Origin of the sequence: Calditerrivibrio sp. (genome assembly GCA_026415135.1) — a bacterium.
In the GTDB taxonomy this organism is placed as follows: domain Bacteria; phylum Chrysiogenota; class Deferribacteres; order Deferribacterales; family Calditerrivibrionaceae; genus Calditerrivibrio.
Genome location: JAOAHS010000040.1, coordinates 20,667 through 42,565 on the forward strand (window position 1 = coordinate 20,667; position 21,899 = coordinate 42,565).

The following is a 21,899-nucleotide window of genomic DNA, read 5'->3' on the forward strand; positions in this document are numbered from 1 at the left end:
ACCTCATTTTTTTATTTCAAGTAACTTTTGCTCCCAAGTTCTTGCACTTGTTTTATCCATTAATTTTTCATACGCTGAAATGATATTATAGATATAAACATAACTATTTGACATCTCATAAGCCTTTTTATACATATCTATTGCTTCCTTATATCTTTTCTTATAATAATAGAGGTTACCTGTATCGTTGTAAAATTGAGGGGTTTTATAACCAGCTCTCATTATAATATCCGCTACAGTTATAGCATCATCTATCATCCCCTGAATGAAAAGTCTATACAATAGATTTTCCACTTTATAATCAGGGTTCTTTATATACTCCAAGACAAATGTATCTCTGATCTTTTTCAACTCACTTATTGATATATTATAATTAGATTGAAAGTTCACCGGTAAAGACAGATTCAATTTTTCTAGCTCGAATGTTGGAGGTTTGTAAATTTCCCAGCCCTTTTCTGTAAGGGTTACAGTCAACCCTTTGTTATAATTTTTTTTATAAAGGTTCAAACCTTGCCTCCAAGCATCATAAAAGGATGAGTTTATAAGAGTAGATTCAATAGGCAAAAACAATCTCCCATCGATATCAACAAAATCGTCACCTTTTAAACCAAAATACGAAACCTCTGTTGAGCGAATACCACTATCAAACATAAGCAATATATGACCAGGAAAATCAACAAAAGCAGTCTTAATACCAAGGCTCTCAAGCAATGAACTCAAAAGAGCTACTAAATCATCACAATCACCTGTTTTTCTCTTAAGGGTATCAGAAGGATACTGTACATAATCAATAGCATCTATATGTCCTGACACAACAGAATAAGGACTATTAGGGTCTTGTTGATACTTGATTCCATAGGTTTTCAAAAACTCGAACACAGCCACACCCAATGAAATATTGTTATTAATAAATCGATTGGGGATGTTATTAACAATCAGTCTACTTATATCTAAAATATTTGGATCTCTAGGTGTAATGAAAGTCGCAAGTTTTTTCTTATCATCCCATATCAAAGCATTTTTCTCAAATATATTAAGGACACCAACTGCTTTTATCTCATTTTGATTCCCATCCAAAACATAACTCACTTTTATCTCCGCTTGAAACTTTGAATTTTCAGTTAACTCTAACACCTTGTTGTTAAATACGGCATTAAGTTTTAATACTATAGACTTATTTACATCCAGTAACTCTAAAACATTTTCTGTGGGAAAATCCATATAACCTTTAACAAATAATGAGTACTTTATGTTATGCAATGGCTTTCCTGTGTTATTTTTCAAAGAAATTTCCATAACAGGATTTTCAGAATATGACTTATATTGATTTACAAAGACATTGTACGATTTCAACACAGCTAATGTTACGGGAGATTGACTTTTTGCAGATAGATAGTTTGATTTAACAGTTAATCGCTTATCATCTTTTGCCATATCTCTTTCATAGGCTAATAAAGTCCTTTCGACCTTATCTTTAACTTTATTGAAAGCATCTACCAATGCGGATTTCTTACCCTCCTCCTCATTAATATGATAAGCTGTTCCACCTTCTGTCAATACAGCATATTCCCTCTCTAAAAAGACATCAGAAAACCGTATCTCCACATTAGCACTGAACAGATTAAGGGTGCTACCCAATTTGCTTGGCAGTTGCTTTGCATCAGATTTTAGAAATATTATTAGATCTGCCATATTATCTTTTGCTTTTGCATAATAAACACCTAAATCACATATTTCATATTTAAGATCAGTTGTTTCAAATTTATGTTTCTTCAATAGCTTTCTTACCTCATCAGAAACAAAATTTACATTACAAGTAATATAAGCAATTCTGGTATCTTTTTTATCCTCACCAAAAAATCCTAAAGATCTTAGATCATCTTTTAATTGTTGTTCATCAAGAGCATAAATAAAATATACTGAAGTTGAAATATCTGTCGATAACTTACTTACAGGATATACAAAAGGTACATACTTGGAAGTCGTTGTAAAAATCTTTTTATCCAACTCAGCAAGCTTATTTTTATCTAACTCTAAAACTAAATCATCAACAAGTTCTTTTAAAGCTTTAAGCTCCATTCTTTTAGCCAATACCTGCTCGACGTTATCACTCAATCCAACAGAAGGTGCCTTGATATCCGAGATTTTTATTATAAAACGTGCGTTCTTGCCCTTAGTTAGATTATTGTTAACTATCTCCCTAAATCTAAGATCAGTTTTATTCAACAATTCACTACCAGCTTCATAAGAAACATACTTACTATATATGTAAGCAAAAAATTCAAGAGGAGTAAGATTCTTTAAATCAATTACACGTTCGATCTTTCCTATGATATCCCTTATAGCTTTTTGATCATCTTTGATAGCAACATTGACAAGTTCAATTTTTAGCGAGTCTATATAATCATGTTTTAAACCATTCAAAGATTTTTTAAAAGGGAATATTGTTAACACATCAACATTAGAAGAAAATCCATTTATTATATCACTAAGGTTTTTAGAAAGATGATCGTCGAATTTTACCTCTCGAAGATGTAAAGGATTACTACTTTTGATATAAAAATTATTTTTACCAAAAGTGATACCTTTTTCATCTATAACACCACTAACAAAATTAACTGCTAACTCATTACCCTCAAATCTGAACGTGCCTATCAAATTTCCATCTTGGATATCAGCCCCTATATGGGATTGTTTTATAGTCAGAGACGAGGCATCTACCTTGCCACCTCTTACTATCTTTAACCCTTTATTATAATTCCTAATTTCAACATTCTTAAATGTTGCACCACTATTTGATACCTGTAAAGTTTCCCCACCCTCCAATATAGCATGTTCAATTAAAATAGCAGCATCACCAGCATCCTGAACAATCAAATGATAACCCTTACCTTTGATGGTTACTTTTTCAGATATACTTCCAGCAAGTCTCACTTTACCATTAACTGTTAATGTCACATTATCAAATAACTCTATTATAACCCCGGGTTCAGCAGTAACCTCTACACCTTTTGAAACAACCGTATTAGTAACCACCCTATAAGGGCTACCCTCTTTATAAAGAACAAGATTTTCTTTAATTTCACTGGCGACCTCTGTTGGTCCTTTTTTAACATAATAAAACTTTATTTCAGCAGGTTGACTTAAATTCCCAGCAAGATCTCTTGCAAAAACCCTATAATAGTATGTTTTTCCAACAGTAGCGTTATCATCGAAAAATTCTGGCACTTGAGTAACCCCAATCTCCACAAACTCACCTGTTTCGCTTCTCATAATAAGAAAATCTTTTACATCCTCCAACTTCTTCCAACTAAGCTGCACTCTATCTTTTAGCCCATGAACTTTTAAATTTTTAACTTCAGATGGAGGGATAGAATCCAATTCGATGGGATGAAAAACAGTAAAATTGTTTTCAAGCTTCGACTTTGGGCTGAATAAAGTAACTTTCATCAATTTATTTTTAACGTTGTCCCCTTGATTAACAATATACTTCCCCACATAATTGCCAGGCTCTATCTCGGTAAGAGGAATATTTTTAGCTACATCAGGAATTTCAAAACTGCCAATACAATTTGGCTCACCTTTCATGGCCACTAAAATCTCAGAATTCAATCGGAAGGGGCTATCTTTAGCATTAGTAATCACAGAAAAGATAACTGGTGGCTTCCTAACAACTGCTACCTTAGGTTCTGGGATCCCTTTAGCCATCTCCCTAAATAATCTATCCATAAGGGATATCTTTACTGAATCTCTCAAAACCAATGCGGAAGAAATTGCTGTAGATATAGCTCCCCATGGAGAAAGGGGTACACCACCACTTCTTTCTGCCACAGACTCTTCCTTTTCCCAAATCAATTCCCCAGTATCACCTGCAACTAATTTGGCTTTAACTTTTATAGACAAACTTCCATAAACACCAGCATATACCTTTTCTATTGAAATCACCTCTGCATAAAACAAGCCATCTACCCCTAACCTTTTAGCTAACGTAGCATTATCCAAATCAAACCATTTTTTACCTGTTTCCTTTTCCAAAATAGCTAATTTTTCATCAATTTCATCCAATTTAATATTTTCAAATTTTTTAGAAGAAATATGATTGTTAAATGTTATTCTTAATTCTTTTTTATCCTCATCTGTTCCCTCGCCAACAAAAGGTAACACAGCCACTGTTTTGGGAACATTATCTTTATTAAAAAGGCCTACTGCTGTATCTTTTAATGTTTTAATAGTGTTCAATAAACTAGTAGCATATGACACCTTATATATAAACAGTAGTAAAATAAAGATATAACCTACCCTTTTTAACACCCCGTGTATCATATGCCACACTCCCTTACAATAGCTTTACATGTTAACAATGGTATCTACATATTTCAGAATTTTCATTTCTATATCTTCATAGTTCATTTTCTTTCTCTTTAAAATACTCACAGCATCTATATACCTTTCTATAGCTTCTAATATACTATTCTCTTTTTCTAAATCTTGAGCCTGTTTAATATAACGACTTTCAGGATCTTTAAACAAAGCCCTTGTTTCATTTTTTATCTTAACAACAGCTTCATCCTGTGCTTTTTTAAGTAACTCAGCATCAGTGGGCAACTGAGCCACTTTGAAAGGAATTTTAAAATCACCTATCTCTATACCTTCACTGGATTCATCAATAGCATCCTTTTTTATATCAACAATCCCTGTATGAACAAGCTTACCATTCATATCAACTATACGATAACTAATACTCAACACAGCAACTTTTTTAAAGTATTTTACATTATACTTCACATCTTCAAAAACAGGTTTTTCAATGTTTCTAGATGGGGCAGGAGGTATCTCTTTCCCCTCTTTTTCTAACTTTGAAGCAAGTTTTTGCCAGTCTTCATACTCTGGATTTGGAACCAACTCTGTCTTTGTTTTCACTCTAATAGATTTTTTACCTTCTTGCATGGTTGACTCTACCTTATACTCCAGTACATCCCCAAGTAAAAAATAGTCTGCACTAGCTATTTTTAACCCACCTGTCTTCTGGGCAGCTTGGGATGCTAAATTAAGTTCAAATTCCTTTAACAAGACATCTGTTGATTCCCTTTCAATAATTTTAAGTTCATCTTTTAAATCGTTATATAAACTAAGCATAATATTGGATGTGAACAAACCTCCAGCATCAGGTGCATTTTTGGGACTTTTAAAAGGTATTATAGCAAGGCTTTTTATTGACCTGGCAGCAATTTTATCATCAAGTTTTTTTAGGTTTTCTTTTAGTTCAGGATAGGCAGGGTTAAGATTGAACAGTAGTCTATAATAAAGATATGTCAATCCTAATCTATCAGCATCTTCAGCTTTTTTAGCTTTTAAGTATAGGGTATCATAATATTTACTTAACTCTTTTTTAGGAACTTTAACCAAACCACGCTTTTCAACCGGTATCTTAGTTATTAAATCAAATGCCTTTTTGAAATTATCATAAGCCTGCCACACAAAATCCTGCTGAGAATAATCTAAACCAACTTGAAAGTAAAATTCAGAAAACTCTGCTAATGCTTTGTTATACAGTTCTTTTACTCTGACTGTGTCATCGGGATACTCCATTGCAATATTATATGCCTTTATAGCCTCTTCAAATTTCTTCTGCTTTTTCAACTCCTCAGCTTTCTTAATATAATAATCAGCATTATCTTTTTGCTCCGCCTCAGCTTTTAATCCAGCAATATTCTGATAACCACTATCTATTTCGTAGAGCTGATCAATCATAGGTTTTGCCTTTCTCCATTGATCAGTCTCAGCCAATTTTAGTATTTCTGGGTATAAAGTTGTTAAAGCTGTATTTTTGATTTCATTTATCTTCAGATTAAAGAAAGAATTATCGATATAAGCATTTTCATTCAATAAACTTACGGCTTTAGCATATTCTCTATTTTTAAGATATTCATCCATCTGCTTTATAACACTATCTTTTTTTGATATTGTAAGCCTCCTCTCATTTGAGAGCTGAGCAGCAAGCTTATCGACCTGGTTTTTTTCAATATTAAACTCATAAAGAGATTTTACATCCTCTTCAAACTTGACAATCAACCCTATTGGTATCAAAGGAGTTTTAGATTTAATTGACCTAATTTCATCATTTATACTGTTAAATTTCTGATCAAACAATATTTTATTTAATTTTCTGTATTCCTCACAATATTCCTTATTTTCTGGAACCTTAGAACAAAGATCCTTATAAATTTTATAAGCTTCCTCTAATCTATTGGCAGAGGCTAACTTTTTAGCATTTTCAAAACTTTCCCTGAAAGGATCGGGTGCACAAGCATAGATTAAGACAACCAGTATCGAAAACAAAAATATATTTCTCACCATCACACACCTCCTATTGAAATTATAACATAAAATGCTACCAAAAACCACATCTTTTTGTTACTATAATTTTTATTGATTTCTAAAAAAAAAGATTATATGAATATATAAAAATTACAAAGGCAGATACAAGATGAACATTTATTTAGGGACTAGTGGTTACAAGTTTGATGACTGGATTGGGGTTTTTTATCCAAACAGTATAAAAAAAGTAGAAATGTTAGAGTACTATGTAAAACATTTTAATCTACTCGAACTTACGTTTACCTACTACAAAATGCCATCTTATGGAGAGATTAAAAACATATTAGATAGAAGCGGTAGTAATACCGTTTTCACGATAAGGCTACCACACTTTTTCCAAAAAGATAAATTCACTTCTGAAGACGTAAAGAATTTCTACATTGCCATCTCCCCCATCATCGAATCAAACAGACTATATGCACTTTTTTCTGACTTCCCATACAAATTCACCGCATGCAAAAAGAACTTTGAATACATACTAAAATTAAAATCTACCTTCCAAAATCATCCCCTGTTTGTAGAACTACCCAACAGGACATGGTACAAAGAAAGATTCATCTCTGACTTTAGAAATAGTAGTATAGGTTTGATAACCCTTGATCTACCACCCATTGTTGGTTTTGCACCCTATTACCCTTTTATCTTAGACAATAAAATCTATTTAAGGTTGTACGGTAAAAGTGAGCTCTGGCTTACCCCCGAAACTAAAGAACTCAGCTATAACTATCCTAAAAACTTTCTCGAAAAGCTCGCAAACGATATCAAAAAAAGAGAAGATGTGGAAAATATAGCTATTTCTTTCTGCAATGTGGTAGATGGTTACGCACCTTTAAACGCATTGGATTTAAAAGATATGATCAGAGGTAAAAACAGTGAAAAAAATATATGAGGAATACAAATTAAGATTCTCTAAATCCAAAAATATCTTCAAGCGATATCAAGCTGTATTTCCAAAAGGTGTAAGCCATGACATACGTTTCTTTACCCCTTTTCCATTTATTGTAAAGAGTAGCAAAGGCCCCAAAATCACCACAATAGATGATATAGAGTTAATTGATCTTTGGATGGGCCACTACACAAATATATTAGGGCATGCCAACACATCTATCATTGATGAAATCAAAGAAGTATCAAGAAAAGGTATCCAGATGGGTATATTAAACGAATATCAACTGCTATTAGCAGAGAAAATAAAAGAAGCTGTCCCCGAAATGGAAACTATGCGCTTTTGTACCTCTGGTACTGAAGCAACCATGTATGCCACAAGGGTTGCCAAAAGCTATACCAAAAGGGATATCGTTGCTAAGATTGAAGGTGGCTGGCATGGCGGAAACACCGATTTATCCTTTGATATAAAACCACCTTACAAAGGGATGAAAGAAAATATAATATCACTACCCTTTAACGACACTACAACCTCTTTAGATATCCTTTCAAAGATAAAAGGGAACCTGGCAGCCATAATCCTTGAACCAATATTGGGAGCTGGTGGAGGTGTAAAAGCAGAAGAAGAGTTTCTAAAAGAGATAAGAGCCTTTTGTGATAAGAATGGAACATTGCTCATATACGATGAAACAATTACCGGGTTTAGATTTAGATTTGGAAGCATTTGGCCCATTTTTGGTGTAAAGCCAGATCTATTTACTTTTGGGAAAATAGTAGGTGGGGGCTTTGCTATAGGAGTTTACGGAGGCAAAAAAGATATCATGGATGTTATTAAAAAAGGGGAAATTATCACAGGTGGAGGTACATTTTCCGAACATATTTTATCTATGGCTGCAGGATACAAAACCCTATCCCTTTTAGAAAAAAAGGATTATAATAGGCTCAACAACAAAGGAGAAAAACTCAAAAAGACGATAGAAGGTTTCATCCCAAAAAATATTAATGCTTTTGTTTCAGGATACGGTTCTCTTTTATCTATACATTTTCTTACAAGAGGAGATATTCAAAAAAATAAGCCATCCTCCTTTTTAAGCTATTTAGACTATGAAAAAGAAAGCCTGTTTAAAATAGCTATGATTCTTAACGGTGTCTACACAATGCATTCTGGGGGCTGCATAACCTTTGCCCACAAAAAGACCGATATTAATCAGATAATCTTAGCCTATAAAAACTCATTTGAGGCATTGGCTGATGGATAAAAATAAAAAAGCTACTGCTTTAAGATACGACGCTGAAAAGGATAAAGCACCAAAAGTTGTCGCCAAAGGTAGAGGTCTAATCGCAGAGAAGATATTAGAAAAAGCAAAAGCCCATAATATTGAAATAAAAGAAGATCCCGACCTACTCGAGGTTCTTTATAAACTCGATATATATCAGGAGATCCCTGAAAATCTCTATAAAGCAGTAGCAGAAATCTTATCTGAGGTTTATAAAATCAATAACAGAAGAAAAAGCAAAACATAGGAGGCAGCTGTGGAATATTTAAAATCTTTAAAAAATAAAAATGTTTTGATTACGGGTGCATCAAGTGGTATAGGTGAAGCATGCGTTAAAAGATTTGCCCAAGAATCTGCAAATCTCATTTTTTGTTCTAGAAATATCGAAAAGCTATCAAAAATCGATAAGGAGTTAAAGGAGAAATACGACATAAAAACCTTTTACGGTAAAGTTGATGTGAGAAATCTATCAAAAATTCAGGATTTTCTAAAATCGATCCCCCCAGAACTTTCAAACATCGATATTCTCATAAACAATGCTGGGCTTGCTCTGGGGTTAGAAAAGTTTTATGAAGGTAATTATGAAGATTGGGAAACAATGATAGATACAAACATAAAAGGGCTACTATACTTCTCCAAAGAAATTGCTAATATCATGCTAAGCAAAAACATACACGGACATATCATAAACATAGGCTCAATAGCTGGCCTTAGTGCATATCCAAATGGAGCTGTTTATTGTGCCACAAAATCTGCAGTCAGAGTTCTCACAGATGGCATGAGAATGGATTTAGTTGACAAACCGATTAAAGTATCAAATATAGCACCCGGAATGACTGAAACAAACTTCAGCATAACACGATTTCATGGTGATATAGATCGAGCTAAAAAAGTATATGCTGGAATAAAACCCTTATCGCCTGAAGATATAGCAGAGATAGTGGTTTTTACTGCAAAGCTCCCAGAACATGTCCAGATAGGAGAACTCACTGTCACCCCCCTTCACCAATCCCATTCTATGGTAATATACAAAAACATATAGAGGTAAAAAGATGGATGCAAAATGGTTAGAAGAATACTCAGAAAAACTAAAAACAATTGGTCACCCTATAAGGCTAAAAATAGTTTTAGGGTTGATGCACAATGAGTGCAATGTAACAAAAATATGTGATGGTTTAAAGATACCACAGGCTACCACAAGTCAGCATCTTGCAATCCTTAAAAATAAGGGGATTCTCGATTGTGTTAGAAATGGTACCACAGTTTGCTACAAAGTAAAAGATGAAGCAATAAAAGAGATCTTAAAAAGGTTACTTGAGGTCACCAACACAAAATTTGAATGTTAGTTGTTTTAAATGTTGACTTTTTGTAGTAATTTTTGTATAATTTATAAAATTATGGGGGAAATATGTCTTTATATGCTCAGTTGGAGTTTGTTTATTTACAGAATGCTTCTATAAAATCTGTGCCTCTTCTATTTATTATGAATAACAAAGAACGATTTAGAGGCAAGATAATAGATTTTGATCAGTATACCATTATCTGCGATGATTTAGGTTATAAAGTAGCCCATAACAAAAAGGATATAGCAACAATTGCTTCTGTTAAAAATATTATCGATATTGAGTATATAAGTAAGGTCTACTACCAAACCAACCTCGGTAAAAAACCTAAACACTTAAAACCACCTATGCAGGACATATTCCTAAATGAGGTTAGAAAATCTAAATCCCCCGTTACCATATACCTTAGGAATGGAGTGAAAATCAAAGGCAATCTAATTGGTTTTGACGATTATACTATACTTCTATCCTACGAAGATAAACAACAGCTCATATATAAAACGTCTATTTCAACGGTTCATCCTATTTATCAAGAGGGTGAAATAATTAAATACGATGGGGAATAGTATGGATAATGCTAAAATTAAGATCTTGATTGTTGATGATGAAGAACATACCCGCTTAGGTTATGCAGAGGTTTTAAGACTTGAAGGGTACAATGTGGATACTGCAGAAAATGGTCGAGAAGCTTTTTACAAGCTGGAGAAAGAAAACTTTGACGTAATAGTAACTGATCTACGCATGCCTGAATTGGATGGGCTAGCCCTCATCGAAAGAATTCGTCAGATAAAAAAAGAACAAAAAATAATTATAATAACAGCCTTTGGTACCTTCAAGACTTACAAACAGGCAAAAGATGTGGGTGTAACACTTTTTCTGAACAAACCTGTAAGAGCTAAAGACCTCAAAGAAGCGATAAGCACAATTCTTTCGAACTAAAAAGAATACCCCAAGCAATTTACCATTGACATTTTATGAAAAAAGATTTAATGACTGACTAATCAGTCTAATAGAGCCGGAGGATACAATGAAACTGACAAAGGGAATAATCAGCATAATATTTGGTATCATCGCGATAGGTTTGATTTTTTGGGGATATAAAAAACTTATAACCAAGCCACTATCAATGCCTCCTCAGATGCAAATCCAATTTTCTGTGGACGTATATAAAATAGATAAAAGCAAAACACTCGAAATACCCATCGAATATCCAGCCAGAATAGTTCAATTTAGTTCAGTCAATATTGTCTCAAGAGTATCTGGTATATTGTTAAAAAAACATATAAAAGATGGATCCTTTGTTAAAAAAGGTGACTTACTGTTCAGTATTGAGCCTGATTTATACTTAGCTAAAGTTAAACAAGCTGAAGGTAATTTAGAACAAGCCAAAGCAAACCTAATAAGAGCAAAAAGTGAATTTGAAAGAACAAAAAAGTTATACGAAGAAAAGATCAGTAGCCAACAAGATTACGAAAGTGTTCTATCAAACTACGAATCTGCCAAAGCCATACTAAAAAATGCAGAAGGGGCATTGGAAATAGCAAAATTGGAACTAAGTTACACTAAAATATATTCCCCCACTGACGGCATCGCCCATATAAAATTAGTGGATGAAGGTAATTATATAACCCCAGGAACTCATCTAATAACCATAAACAAAATCGATCCAGTCTACATAGAATTTTCAATACCAGATAGCGATAACAAAAAATACTCGATTGTAAGCTCTATTCAAAAGGGTTTAATAAAACCGGTTATCTCAGAGAATAGGTTTGTTGGAAGGTTTGATTTTGTTGACAACCTCATGGAGGCAACAACAGGAACAATTAAAGTAAGAACTATCTTTGATAATAAAAATAATAAGTTAATCCCAGGAGATTTTACAAGATTACTACTATTAGGATTAAAATCGAATGAAGGTGTAAAAATACCTTCAAAGGCTATTATTCAAACTTCATCAGGACCAATAGTTTATGTCGTCAAAAATGGTACAATAGTTGTCAAGCCAATATCCATATTCAGAGAAGAAGGCGATTTCTCAATAGTAAAAGGGGACTTTAATGATAAAGATGACGTCGTGGTCAATAACCTACTTAAAATCAAACCAGGGATCAATGTAAAAGTTGACAGAGTTATAAATCAGGAGCAGAAATAATGTTGTCAAAATTTTTCATAAATAGACCAAGATTTGCCACTGTAATTTCCATTGTAATAGTTATAATAGGTCTTATTGCACTAAAACTTTTACCAGTTCAAGAGTATCCAAGTGTCGTACCACCCACCGTCATGATTCAAGCAGTTTACCCCGGTGCAGATGCTGACACATTAGCGAAAACAGTAGCAGCTCCATTAGAAGAATCGATAAATGGCGTAAAAAATATGATTTACATGACATCTACGGCATCACCATCAGGTATACTTAATATAAGTGTCGTATTTGAAGTTGGTACAGACCCAAAACAAGCAAATGTGGAGGTAAACAACAGAATTCAGATAGCACAGAGCAAACTACCAGAAGAAGTTAGAAGACAGGGTATCACAGTAAGGGAAAGATCTCCCGATATTTTACAGGTCATTGCTTTCACTTCAGAGGATAACTCTCACACTGGTTTGTGGCTAAACAACTACATTAACAATACCGTAGTGGATGAATTAAAAAGGGTTAAGGGTGTTGGTGACGCATTCCTATTTGGTAATCGGGAATATGCCATAAGAATATGGATAGAACCTGACAAATCAGCTAAATACAACATAACAATAAACGATATTCTTAGTGCCATTAGAAACCAAAACATTCAAATAGCTGCCGGTAACTTAGGGGAAGAACCCCAATCGGCAAAAAACAGTTTCACTTACACAATAACAACACCAGGGAGATTAAAAAGCCCAGAGGAGTTTGAAAATATCATCCTTAGGAGTAATCCAGACGGCTCAAAGCTTGTAATCAAAGATATAGCAAAAGTGGAGCTTGGTGCAGAACGATATTTGTTAAAAGCTTTCTATAATGGTAGAGAAATGGCACCTGTAGGTATATTTTTGGCTCCAGGTGCAAATGCTTTGGAAACAGCCAAAGAGGTCAACAAAAAGCTAAAAGAGATATCCTCAAACTTCCCCAAAGGTGTCAAATATACAGTTGCTTATGATACCACAAAATTTATAGAGATTTCGATAAACGAAGTTTTAAAAACTCTCATAGAAGCTTTGATATACGTTACCTTGGTCCTTTTCATCTTTTTAGGTAAAATCAGATCTACAATAATCCCCAGCCTTGCAATACCTGTCTCCATAATTGGTACTTTTGCAGGTATGTACTTGCTGGGTTTTTCTATAAATATGTTGACGCTTTTTGGTTTGATACTATCTATCGGACTAGTTGTTGATGATGCGATAATAGTCATCGAAAACACTGAAAGAATTCTTCATAACAATCCAGGTATCTCTACAAAAGAAGCTACGCTAATGTCCATGAAAGAGATCCAAGGACCAGTGATAGCTAATGTACTTGTTTTGTTTGCAGTTTTTGTTCCTGTGGCGTTTATGGGTGGATTTAGTGGAGTAATGTATAGGCAGTTTGCAGTGACAATCGTAATTTCTATGTTTATATCAGGTATAGTAGCACTTACCCTTACTCCTGCTTTATGTGCCACAATCCTGAAAAATCAGGAAAAACCACCAGTATATCCACTTCAACTTTTCCACAGACTGTTTGAATGGATAACAGATAAATTTTCAAAAACAGTTGCTCTAACGATAAAATATGGAGTTTTCAATCTTATCATATTCTTAGGTCTAACCCTTTTAGCAATAGATATCACAAAAAAAATACCTACAAACCTTGTCCCTGAAGAGGACAAAGGGGCACTGATGATCATATCTTACCTGATGCCAGGCTCCTCCCTCCAAAGAACAGAATTGGTCCAAAAAGAGATAACAGACATCATTCTAAAAGAAGGTAACTTCACCGGTGCAACAGCCATGGCAGGTCTTGATATTGCTGGATTTGCCTACAAATCTGATTCTGCTGTAATGTTTGCTAAACTAAAGGATTGGGATGAAAGAAAAAGAAAAGATCAATCATCCTTTGCACTTGCTGGGAAGCTATACGGTATTTTCTCACAAAACAAAGAAGCCTTAATCTTTCCGGTCAATCCTCCCCCAATAATGGGCATGAGCAATACCGGAGGATTTGAGGTATATCTACAAGATAGAACAGGTGGAGATCCTCTCCTACTGGGTAAATATGTTCAAGAATTAGTAACAAAAGCAAATCAGCGTTCCGAATTAACACAGGTTAGATCAAACTATAATCCTAATGTTCCCCAATATCGCATCTCGGTAGACAAAGAAAAGGCAAAAGCCTATGGTATAGAAATATCCGATATATACTCAACTTTAAATAGTACCTTGGGTACCAGCTATGCAAACGACTTTAATCTCAGTGGTAAAACATACCACGTCAATGTCCAACTGGATGAAAAATATAGAAAAAGTGTTGATGACCTAAGTAACATTTATATAAAAAACAACAAAGGGATAATGATCCCTGTCTCTAATTTTATTGAAATAAAAAAAATAGTAGGTCCAAGTGTCATACAAAGGTTTAACATGTTCAACGCTGCCCAAATCACTGGGCAACCCAAATATGGTTTTAGCTCAGGTGATGCCATCAAAGCAATAGAAGAAGTTGCAAAAGAGGTACTACCTCCTGGATATACTATTGACTATGCTGGTTCTACTTTTCAGGAAAAAAGACAAGTTTCTGAGGGTAGTAGTGCTTTTTGGTATGCAATTCTATTTATCTTCCTCATATTAGTGGCTTTGTATGAAAGCTGGACACTTCCCATAGTCATCTTACTCACTGTACCCATAGCTATATTAGGAGCATCAAGCTTTGTCTTTTTTAGAGGTCTTGCCAACAATGTCTATTTTCAAGTAGGATTGATTACACTTATAGGGCTTACCGCCAAGAATGCTATTCTTATAGTAGAATTTGCCCAGCAAAAAATCAAAGATGGATCTACTATCTTTGAAGCTGCCATCGCAGGATCAAAAATAAGGTTTAGACCAATAATGATGACTGCTTTGACCTTTATATTAGGTGCATTACCCCTTGCTATTGCACAAGGAGCAGGTGCAAACAGTAGAATAGTGGTGGGAACAACTGTTGTTGGGGGTATGATACTTGTTACCTTTGTTGGTATCTTCTGGGTACCCCTCTTCTATTATATATTGATGAACATAAGATCATACTTTAAAAAAATCAAAGCAGGTGAAAAATGAAAAGAGCAATACTGTTTTTTTTATGGCTTATAATGGGATGCTCCCTAACACCAGAATTAAAAATAAATACCCCAAACATTCCAGAACAGATTAAGATAGCCCATTTTAGCTCCAACATAGACTTAAAAAATAATTGGTGGGAAGAACTAAACGATCCTATCCTGAACAGACTTATTGAAGATGGCCTTAAAAACAACAAAGAGATAAAAACTGCTGAAATGAAGATAGATATCGCTTTAGCAACCCTTGGCATAGAAAAAGCCACTCTATATCCAGAGACAAAAGCCTCTAGTAATATTGCAAGACAGAGTGTTAGTCAAGAGGTTTCCCCCTATAAAAAGTCTGTGGATAATTACTTCAACTTAGGGGCTTCATTATCCTATGAATTGGATTTTTGGGGAAAATTAAAAGCCCAGAGAGAGATTGCCAAATCAAACCTAAAAATATCTGTTTTCGATAAACAACACATAGCAAATTCATTAGTAGCAACCATAGCAAATATCTACATCCAGATACGCGCTAATGAAAAGGTTCTATCACTTTTGGATAAGCACGAAAAACTCCATGAAGAAACGGTGGCTTTTAGAAAAAAACAGTTAGAACTTGGCGTCATCAGCGAATATATCTTTGAACAAGCTAACGCACTATTGTTAAACATAAAAAACCAACGACTACAAATCATAGAGAATACGAACATTTTGAAAAACAGCTTATCTTTCTTAGTTTCAAAAGACCCCCAGACTTTAACGAACTTTGACATTAATACCACCACTGCAGACCTCACACCATTTTCTCTCCCAACAAATCTACCTTCAACATTCTTACTGAAGCGCCCAGATATAAACGCAGCAATAGAAAAAATAATATCAGCAAACTACAATATAGCGGTAGCTAAAAGCCTTTACTTCCCCAATATAACTCTTACTGCAAATACCGGCTTCGCCAGCAGTGACCTAACAAATATTGCCCAATCTTCAGCAAACTTTTGGAATATTGGTTCAATCATATATCTACCAATATTCGACTTCGGAAAGATTAAAAACACTGTAAGAAAATCAGAGTTATCAAGAGATATAGAGGTAATAAATTACGAAAAAACCGTTGAAAATGCTTTTAAGGAGGTTAATGAAGCTTTAATCAAAATTAGATCTATTTATACAAGATTAGAACACAAAAAAGATGAGTTAAATAGCCATAAAAAGCTATTAGAAATCTCTAAAAAATATTTTGAAACTGGCAAGACTAGTATATTAGACCTAATAGAAGCAGAAAGAAATTATATCTCAAAAGAGGTAGAGATGATCACCCTAAAAAAGGAGTTAATTCTATCTCAGATAGAGTTTTACAAGGCATTGGGGCTAACTTACCAATGAGTCTTTGATTTTTCATAAAAGATAAGCTTGTTGTCTCCATAAATCCTTTCATCCATAATTAAAAAAAATCCATTTGTAATTGACATTACTTTTGATGATTCTTCCACAATCAATAACCCTTCTGGTTTGAGAACATTATATTTGGAAAAAAGATCCAAAATTTCCATTAAAGAATATTTTTGGTATGGAGGGTCTATAAAGATTATATCAAAAATCTCCCCTTCTATGGACGGGATTTTTTTGAAAAAGTCCCCTTTGATTATTTGATATGATTCTTTATGTAAAAGGGGTATATTTTTCATAAGATTTTTTGTATCTACATCCACAAATACCACACTATCTGCGCCTCTACTTATAGCCTCTATACCCACTGCTCCCGTTCCACAACAAACATCTAAAAAAATTGACTTAACAACCCTGTCGGATATGATGGAAAAAAGAGCACTCCTTAGTTTATCAGTAGTAGGCCTAATTCCAGATCCTTTCGCAAACGATATCTGCCGCCCTTTTAAAAATCCTCCAGTTATCCTCAAAATCTTCTCCTAAAAATTTACTATACCAATTGATATCCTCTACTACTTCAAGCTTTGGGAATATTTTTTTAATTATATTCTTATATCCGTTAAAAAACCCGGGAAGAACATTATATTTCTCTGCAAAAGAAATCATAGCCACCGTTTTTACTAACTCACCCATAGCAGAGTGATAAAACCCAGCTACTATAGCAGATTTCAATTCCGATGAGTCCTGTAAACCAACACGAATAACCTCTATATGATGACCTTTGAAATATACAAAAGCCATTGATGTTAAAGCAAGCGTTATTGAAGGGCTATAAGGGCAAAATGCCCCTTGATTATAGATCTCTTCAAGCGGTGAATTTTTTAAAACAACTGTAGGGTATATCCTGACAAAATCTGGTCTCATACTACATACATCAATGACAGTAGTCCAAAAGTCATCAATACTTTCAGCAAACATACCCACCATAATCTGATGCCCAAGAGTAAACCGCTCTTTTACCCTTTTTGAAGCAGTTATAATGTCTGTTTTAGTGTAGTTTCTTAGATTAGCTTTTAACACTTTGTCTGAAGTAGATTGGACACCCATCTCCACCGTTTTTACCTTATTCAACACCAATTCCTCCAATACCTCCTCACCCAAACAATCTGGTCTTGTAGATATTCTGATATTACAAAACCCATACCTATGAGCCAATCTATAAGAGATATACCTATGTTCTTTTTCCATACATGTAAAGCTACCACCATAAAAAGCGATCTCATCCCAGTCTTTTTCATATTCTAAATAAACTTCAATCTGTTTGATTAGAGTCTTTTCAAAATCATCTATTTTCACTCCAGAAATACGCTCCTGATTGCAAAAAAGACATCTATTGCGACATCCAAAGAAAGGTATAAAAACAGGTAAAATCTTAGCTTTTTTCATTAAGCATTAAAAAGGCTTTTTTCGCTGCATCTTGTTCTGCTTTTTTCTTGCTTTTACCTTCACCAGTGCAGTAATAATAACCCTTTATAAAAAGATCCACAACAAATGTCTTATCATGTTCGGGACCAGTTTCATATTTTAACACATACTCAGGCAGATCTTCAAATAGTTTCTGGGTAAGTTTCTGAAGTTCACTTTTATAGTCTGTAAACTTATTCAACTTAATAACTTCATCAATCTTTTCAGAAGCTATTTTTATGATAAACCTACGGGCCTCATTGTACCCCCCATCAAGGTACATTGCTGCAACAACAGACTCAAATATATCACACAAAATAGAGGGTCTCCTACTACCTCCAGCAATGAGTTCACCTCTACCTAATCTTATAAATCTTCCAAGATCGATCTGTTGAGCTATCTGACTTATAAATTCCTCACTGACAAAATATGCCCTATACTTAGAAAGCACCCCTTCGTCAAATTCTTTGTATTTAATGGTAAGATACTCAGATATTATGAGCTGTAAAACTGCATCCCCCAAAAACTCCAGCCTTTCATAGTTTCTGTTTAATTTGTTTTCATACGAATAAGAGGAATGAGTAAGAGCTTCCAAAAGAAGCTCCTTGTTTTTAAACTCATAGCATAAAATATCGGTGATATTCTCACTATCACTCATATTTTTTTATTAACAACGATGCGTTAGTTCCTCCAAACCCCAAAGAATTTGATAAAGCATACCTTATCTCTGCCTTTTCAGCTTTGTTAGGAACATAGTAAAGATCACATTCTGGGTCCTGATTATCAAGATTTATAGTTGGATGTAGTATCCCGTTATAAATACTTAAAGCACAAACTGCAAGCTCTATACTCCCAGCTGCACCAAGAGTGTGCCCTGTCATAGATTTTGTAGAATTTATCTTAAGCTTGTAAGCATGTTCACCAAAGGCATTTTTAATTGCCTTTGTTTCTATGACATCGTTATAGGGTGTTGAAGTCCCGTGGGCATTTATATAATCAACAACATCCGGTGCAACCCCAGCATCTTTTATTGCCATAAGCATACATCTTCTTGCTCCATCACCTGTTTCATCGGGGGCAGTGATATGAAAGGCATCTGAGGTCAAACCATACCCAACAATCTCTGCATAGATTCTGGCACCACGTTTGATGGCATGCTCCAACTCTTCAAGGATCAAGATCCCTGCACCTTCACCCATGACAAATCCATCCCTGTCTTTATCAAAAGGTCTACTTGCTTTTTCAGGTTCTTCGTTTCTCCGTGATAGAGCTTTCATATTAGCAAAACCACCAAGTGCAGTAGGGGTGATAGCACTTTCACATCCACCTGCAAACATAAGATCCGCATCACCCCTTTGGATGATTTTAAAAGCATCACCAACAGCATGGGCACCAGTAGCACAAGCAGTAACTACACTTGTATTTGGCCCCTTGAGTCCATACCTTATAGAGACAGCTCCACTTGCCATATTTATAATAGAAGATGGTATAAAAAAGGGTGATATCCTACGGGGACCTTTTTCCATATAGGTTTTGTGGGTTTCCTCAATTGTAGAAAAACCACCAATACCTGAACCGATTATGACCCCTGCCCTTTCGCTTTCGATCTTTTCTACATCAAGATCAGCATCTTTCCTTGCCATCTCAGATGCAATCATACCAAAAAGTACAAATCTATCGAATATCTTTATATCTTTTTTATCCACAAAATCTTCATAGTTCAGATTCTTTACCTCTGCAGCAATTTTAACAGGAAATTCGGATGTATCAAAATAGGTCACTAATCCTACTCCACTTTTACCAGCAATCAAATTGTTGAAGGTTTCTTCTGTTCCAATCCCAACCGGTGTAAGGAGGCCTATACCTGTTATAACAACCCTTCTTTTCATAATTCCTCCAGAGTCTAATTTTGGGGTAATACAAAATGAACACCCATGACCCCAAAAACAGGGGCCATGGTGCAAAGTTTAACCAACAATCTTAGAGATATGATCAATAGCATCCCCAACAGTTTTTATCTTTTCAGCAACATCATCAGGGATTTCGATATCAAACTCCTCTTCGAGGGCCATGATAAGCTCCACTGTATCGAGGGAGTCAGCACCCAAATCATCGATAAAAGATGCTTCAGGTTTTACTTGAGCCTCATCGATATTAAGTTGCTCAGCTATGATCTTTTTCACTCTTGATGCAACATCAGCCATAATTATGCCTCCTTTTATTGTATTAAAAATACATACCACCGTTTACATGTAATACTGTTCCAGTTATATAGTCGGCGTCTGAAGATGCCAAGAACAAACAAGCTTTCGACACATCTTCTGCTTTACCAAAGTATCCCAAAAGTATTCGAGATAGCATAGCATTTTTAACATCTTCTGGAAGATCTTTTGTCATCTCAGTTTCTATAAAACCGGGCGCTATAGCATTTACCCTTATACCACGTCCAGCCAATTCTATCGCTGCAGATTTGGTCAAACCGATCAATCCACTTTTACTAGAGATATAGTTTGCTTGTCCAACATTGCCAGAAAAAGCGACTACACTTGAAATATTAATGATCTTACCATATCTTTTTTTCATCATACCTTTTGAAGCAGCTTTTAAACAATTAAAAGCACCTTTAAGATTCGTATTTATTACAGAATCCCATTCATCAGACTTCATTCTCATGATAATATTATCTCTGGTTATACCTGCATTATTAACGAGAACATCAACATAACCAAATTTTTCCTCAATCCTATCAAACATATCTTTTACTTCATTTTCATCCGCAACATCACATTTGAATGCTTCAGCAACATAACCTTGGGAAATTAACTCATCTTTAAACTGTAAAGCAGGTTGTTCACTTGAAGCATAATTAATACAGACTTTAGCCCCATTAGCAGCAAAATCTCTTGCAATAGCCTTGCCAATACCCCGCGATGCACCAGTTACTAAGACCACTTTATCCTTAAACATTTAACCCTCCAAGTGTTGCAATATCCTCAACCTTACCTATGTTAAAACACCTTACATTTTTATCTATTTTTTTTATAAGACCTGTTAAAACGTTACCAGCACCAACTTCCACAAAAGTATCAACACCATCTTTTATCATATTTCTTACCAAATCAGTCCACCTTACGGGAGCTGATACTTGCTTTATTAGGTTAAGTCTCACCTCATCAGAACTAATCTCTTTACTTGCCTCCACATTGCTATAGATTGGAGTGCGAAGATCAGTGATCCTTACTTTTTGCAAATACTCTGCCATTTTTTCCTCGGCAGGTTTCATCAAAGAGCAATGAAAAGGTGCACTAACAGGCAACTTAATTACTTTTCTCCCGCCCTTTTCTTTTATCTTTTCTATAAATAGATCTACAGCTTCAGCATGACCTGCCACTACCAACTGGGCATCGGAATTGAAATTGGCTGGTTCCACCACAAAACCGTCTTTCGAAATCTCCCTGCAGGTTTCTAATATTATGTTTTCATCCATCGATAAAACAGCAGCCATCGCCCCAACACCTACAGGAACAGCACTTTGCATAAACTTACCTCTGTTATGGACAGCTAAAACAGCATCTTCAAAGCTCATACCCCCTGCGGCGACAACTGCAGAATACTCCCCTAACGAATGCCCAGCAAATAGATCAGCGTTTATTTTATCTTTTACTAACTCCCAAACTGCCACACTTACCGTCAAAAGGGCTGGCTGGGTATTATAAGTTATCTTCAGTTCATCCTCAGGCCCTTCAAACATTATCCTGGACAAGCTATACCCAATCAGTTCGTCGGCTTTTTCAAAAAATCTCCTACATTCTTTATACTGATCAAAGAGATCTTTCCCCATACCTACATATTGAGACCCTTGGCCGGGAAATACCACAGCAATCTTACCCATTCAC

General features: G+C 34.9%; 19 protein-coding genes. 10 read left to right on the forward strand and 9 right to left on the reverse strand.

Translation table 11 applies throughout. The features are described 5' to 3' along the window. Positions 1 to 3: 3 nt before the first annotated feature. Both N3C60_08030 and N3C60_08035 read right to left on the reverse strand, forming a co-directional pair. A complete protein-coding gene (locus N3C60_08030; GenBank protein ID MCX8084851.1) occupies positions 4 to 4,323 on the reverse strand; it encodes a tetratricopeptide repeat protein in 4,320 nt (1,439 codons plus the stop codon). Between the two features lie 24 nt (positions 4,324 to 4,347). Next, positions 4,348 to 6,357, reverse strand: a complete 2,010-nt coding sequence (locus N3C60_08035) for a hypothetical protein (GenBank protein ID MCX8084852.1) — start codon at positions 6,355 to 6,357, stop codon at positions 4,348 to 4,350. A 130-nt stretch (positions 6,358 to 6,487) separates the two neighbouring features. Here N3C60_08035 and N3C60_08040 point away from each other — a divergent pair, with 130 nt between their 5' ends. The 10 genes from N3C60_08040 (at position 6,488) to N3C60_08085 (ending at position 16,536) form a co-directional block, all read left to right on the forward strand. Beyond that, positions 6,488 to 7,267 carry a DUF72 domain-containing protein gene (locus N3C60_08040; GenBank protein ID MCX8084853.1) on the forward strand — a complete coding sequence of 260 codons (780 nt, stop codon included), beginning with the start codon at positions 6,488 to 6,490 and terminating at the stop codon, positions 7,265 to 7,267. Further along, complete coding sequence (locus tag N3C60_08045) at positions 7,251 to 8,522, forward strand: aminotransferase class III-fold pyridoxal phosphate-dependent enzyme (GenBank protein MCX8084854.1); 1,272 nt, start codon at positions 7,251 to 7,253, stop codon at positions 8,520 to 8,522. Before N3C60_08040 ends, N3C60_08045 begins: the two co-directional genes overlap by 17 nt. Then, positions 8,515 to 8,787: an EscU/YscU/HrcU family type III secretion system export apparatus switch protein gene (locus N3C60_08050; protein ID MCX8084855.1), complete on the forward strand. Its 273-nt coding sequence runs from the start codon at positions 8,515 to 8,517 to the stop codon at positions 8,785 to 8,787. The genes N3C60_08045 and N3C60_08050 overlap by 8 nt, the downstream gene beginning before the upstream one ends. A gap of 9 nt (positions 8,788 to 8,796) precedes the next feature. After that, positions 8,797 to 9,582 carry an SDR family NAD(P)-dependent oxidoreductase gene (locus N3C60_08055; protein ID MCX8084856.1) on the forward strand — a complete coding sequence of 262 codons (786 nt, stop codon included), beginning with the start codon at positions 8,797 to 8,799 and terminating at the stop codon, positions 9,580 to 9,582. A gap of 10 nt (positions 9,583 to 9,592) precedes the next feature. Further along, complete coding sequence (locus N3C60_08060) at positions 9,593 to 9,886, forward strand: metalloregulator ArsR/SmtB family transcription factor (GenBank protein MCX8084857.1); 294 nt, start codon at positions 9,593 to 9,595, stop codon at positions 9,884 to 9,886. A 62-nt stretch (positions 9,887 to 9,948) separates the two neighbouring features. Continuing rightward, entirely contained in the window at positions 9,949 to 10,449 is a 501-nt protein-coding gene (hfq, locus tag N3C60_08065; GenBank protein ID MCX8084858.1) for an RNA chaperone Hfq, read from the forward strand. Between the two features lies 1 nt (position 10,450). Continuing rightward, positions 10,451 to 10,822, forward strand: a complete 372-nt coding sequence (locus N3C60_08070; GenBank protein ID MCX8084859.1) for a response regulator — start codon at positions 10,451 to 10,453, stop codon at positions 10,820 to 10,822. 88 nt (positions 10,823 to 10,910) lie between these two features. Next, entirely contained in the window at positions 10,911 to 12,038 is a 1,128-nt protein-coding gene (locus tag N3C60_08075) for an efflux RND transporter periplasmic adaptor subunit (protein MCX8084860.1), read from the forward strand. Further along, positions 12,038 to 15,163, forward strand: coding sequence for a multidrug efflux RND transporter permease subunit (locus tag N3C60_08080; GenBank protein ID MCX8084861.1), 3,126 nt, complete (start codon positions 12,038 to 12,040; stop codon positions 15,161 to 15,163). The genes N3C60_08075 and N3C60_08080 overlap by 1 nt, the downstream gene beginning before the upstream one ends. After that, a complete protein-coding gene (locus tag N3C60_08085; protein ID MCX8084862.1) occupies positions 15,160 to 16,536 on the forward strand; it encodes a TolC family protein in 1,377 nt (458 codons plus the stop codon). Before N3C60_08080 ends, N3C60_08085 begins: the two co-directional genes overlap by 4 nt. On the opposite strand, the gene rsmD is transcribed toward N3C60_08085, so the two are convergent. The 7 genes from rsmD to fabD form a co-directional block, all read right to left on the reverse strand. Beyond that, positions 16,527 to 17,069, reverse strand: a complete 543-nt coding sequence (gene rsmD, locus N3C60_08090; GenBank protein MCX8084863.1) for a 16S rRNA (guanine(966)-N(2))-methyltransferase RsmD — start codon at positions 17,067 to 17,069, stop codon at positions 16,527 to 16,529. The two genes, N3C60_08085 and rsmD, sit on opposite strands and share 10 nt — an antisense overlap. Then, positions 17,005 to 17,985 (reverse strand): radical SAM protein, encoded by a 981-nt coding sequence (locus tag N3C60_08095; protein ID MCX8084864.1) that lies wholly within the window; start codon positions 17,983 to 17,985, stop codon positions 17,005 to 17,007. The genes rsmD and N3C60_08095 overlap by 65 nt, the downstream gene beginning before the upstream one ends. Continuing rightward, complete coding sequence (gene rnc / locus N3C60_08100; protein ID MCX8084865.1) at positions 17,972 to 18,661, reverse strand: ribonuclease III; 690 nt, start codon at positions 18,659 to 18,661, stop codon at positions 17,972 to 17,974. The genes N3C60_08095 and rnc overlap by 14 nt, the downstream gene beginning before the upstream one ends. After that, a complete protein-coding gene (gene fabF / locus N3C60_08105; protein MCX8084866.1) occupies positions 18,654 to 19,892 on the reverse strand; it encodes a beta-ketoacyl-ACP synthase II in 1,239 nt (412 codons plus the stop codon). Before fabF ends, rnc begins: the two co-directional genes overlap by 8 nt. A gap of 78 nt (positions 19,893 to 19,970) precedes the next feature. After that, positions 19,971 to 20,207 (reverse strand): acyl carrier protein, encoded by a 237-nt coding sequence (locus tag N3C60_08110; GenBank protein MCX8084867.1) that lies wholly within the window; start codon positions 20,205 to 20,207, stop codon positions 19,971 to 19,973. A 22-nt stretch (positions 20,208 to 20,229) separates the two neighbouring features. Further along, positions 20,230 to 20,970, reverse strand: coding sequence for a 3-oxoacyl-[acyl-carrier-protein] reductase (gene fabG, locus N3C60_08115; GenBank protein ID MCX8084868.1), 741 nt, complete (start codon positions 20,968 to 20,970; stop codon positions 20,230 to 20,232). Further along, positions 20,963 to 21,895 (reverse strand): ACP S-malonyltransferase, encoded by a 933-nt coding sequence (fabD, locus tag N3C60_08120; protein MCX8084869.1) that lies wholly within the window; start codon positions 21,893 to 21,895, stop codon positions 20,963 to 20,965. Before fabD ends, fabG begins: the two co-directional genes overlap by 8 nt. Between the last annotated feature and the right edge of the window lie 4 nt (positions 21,896 to 21,899).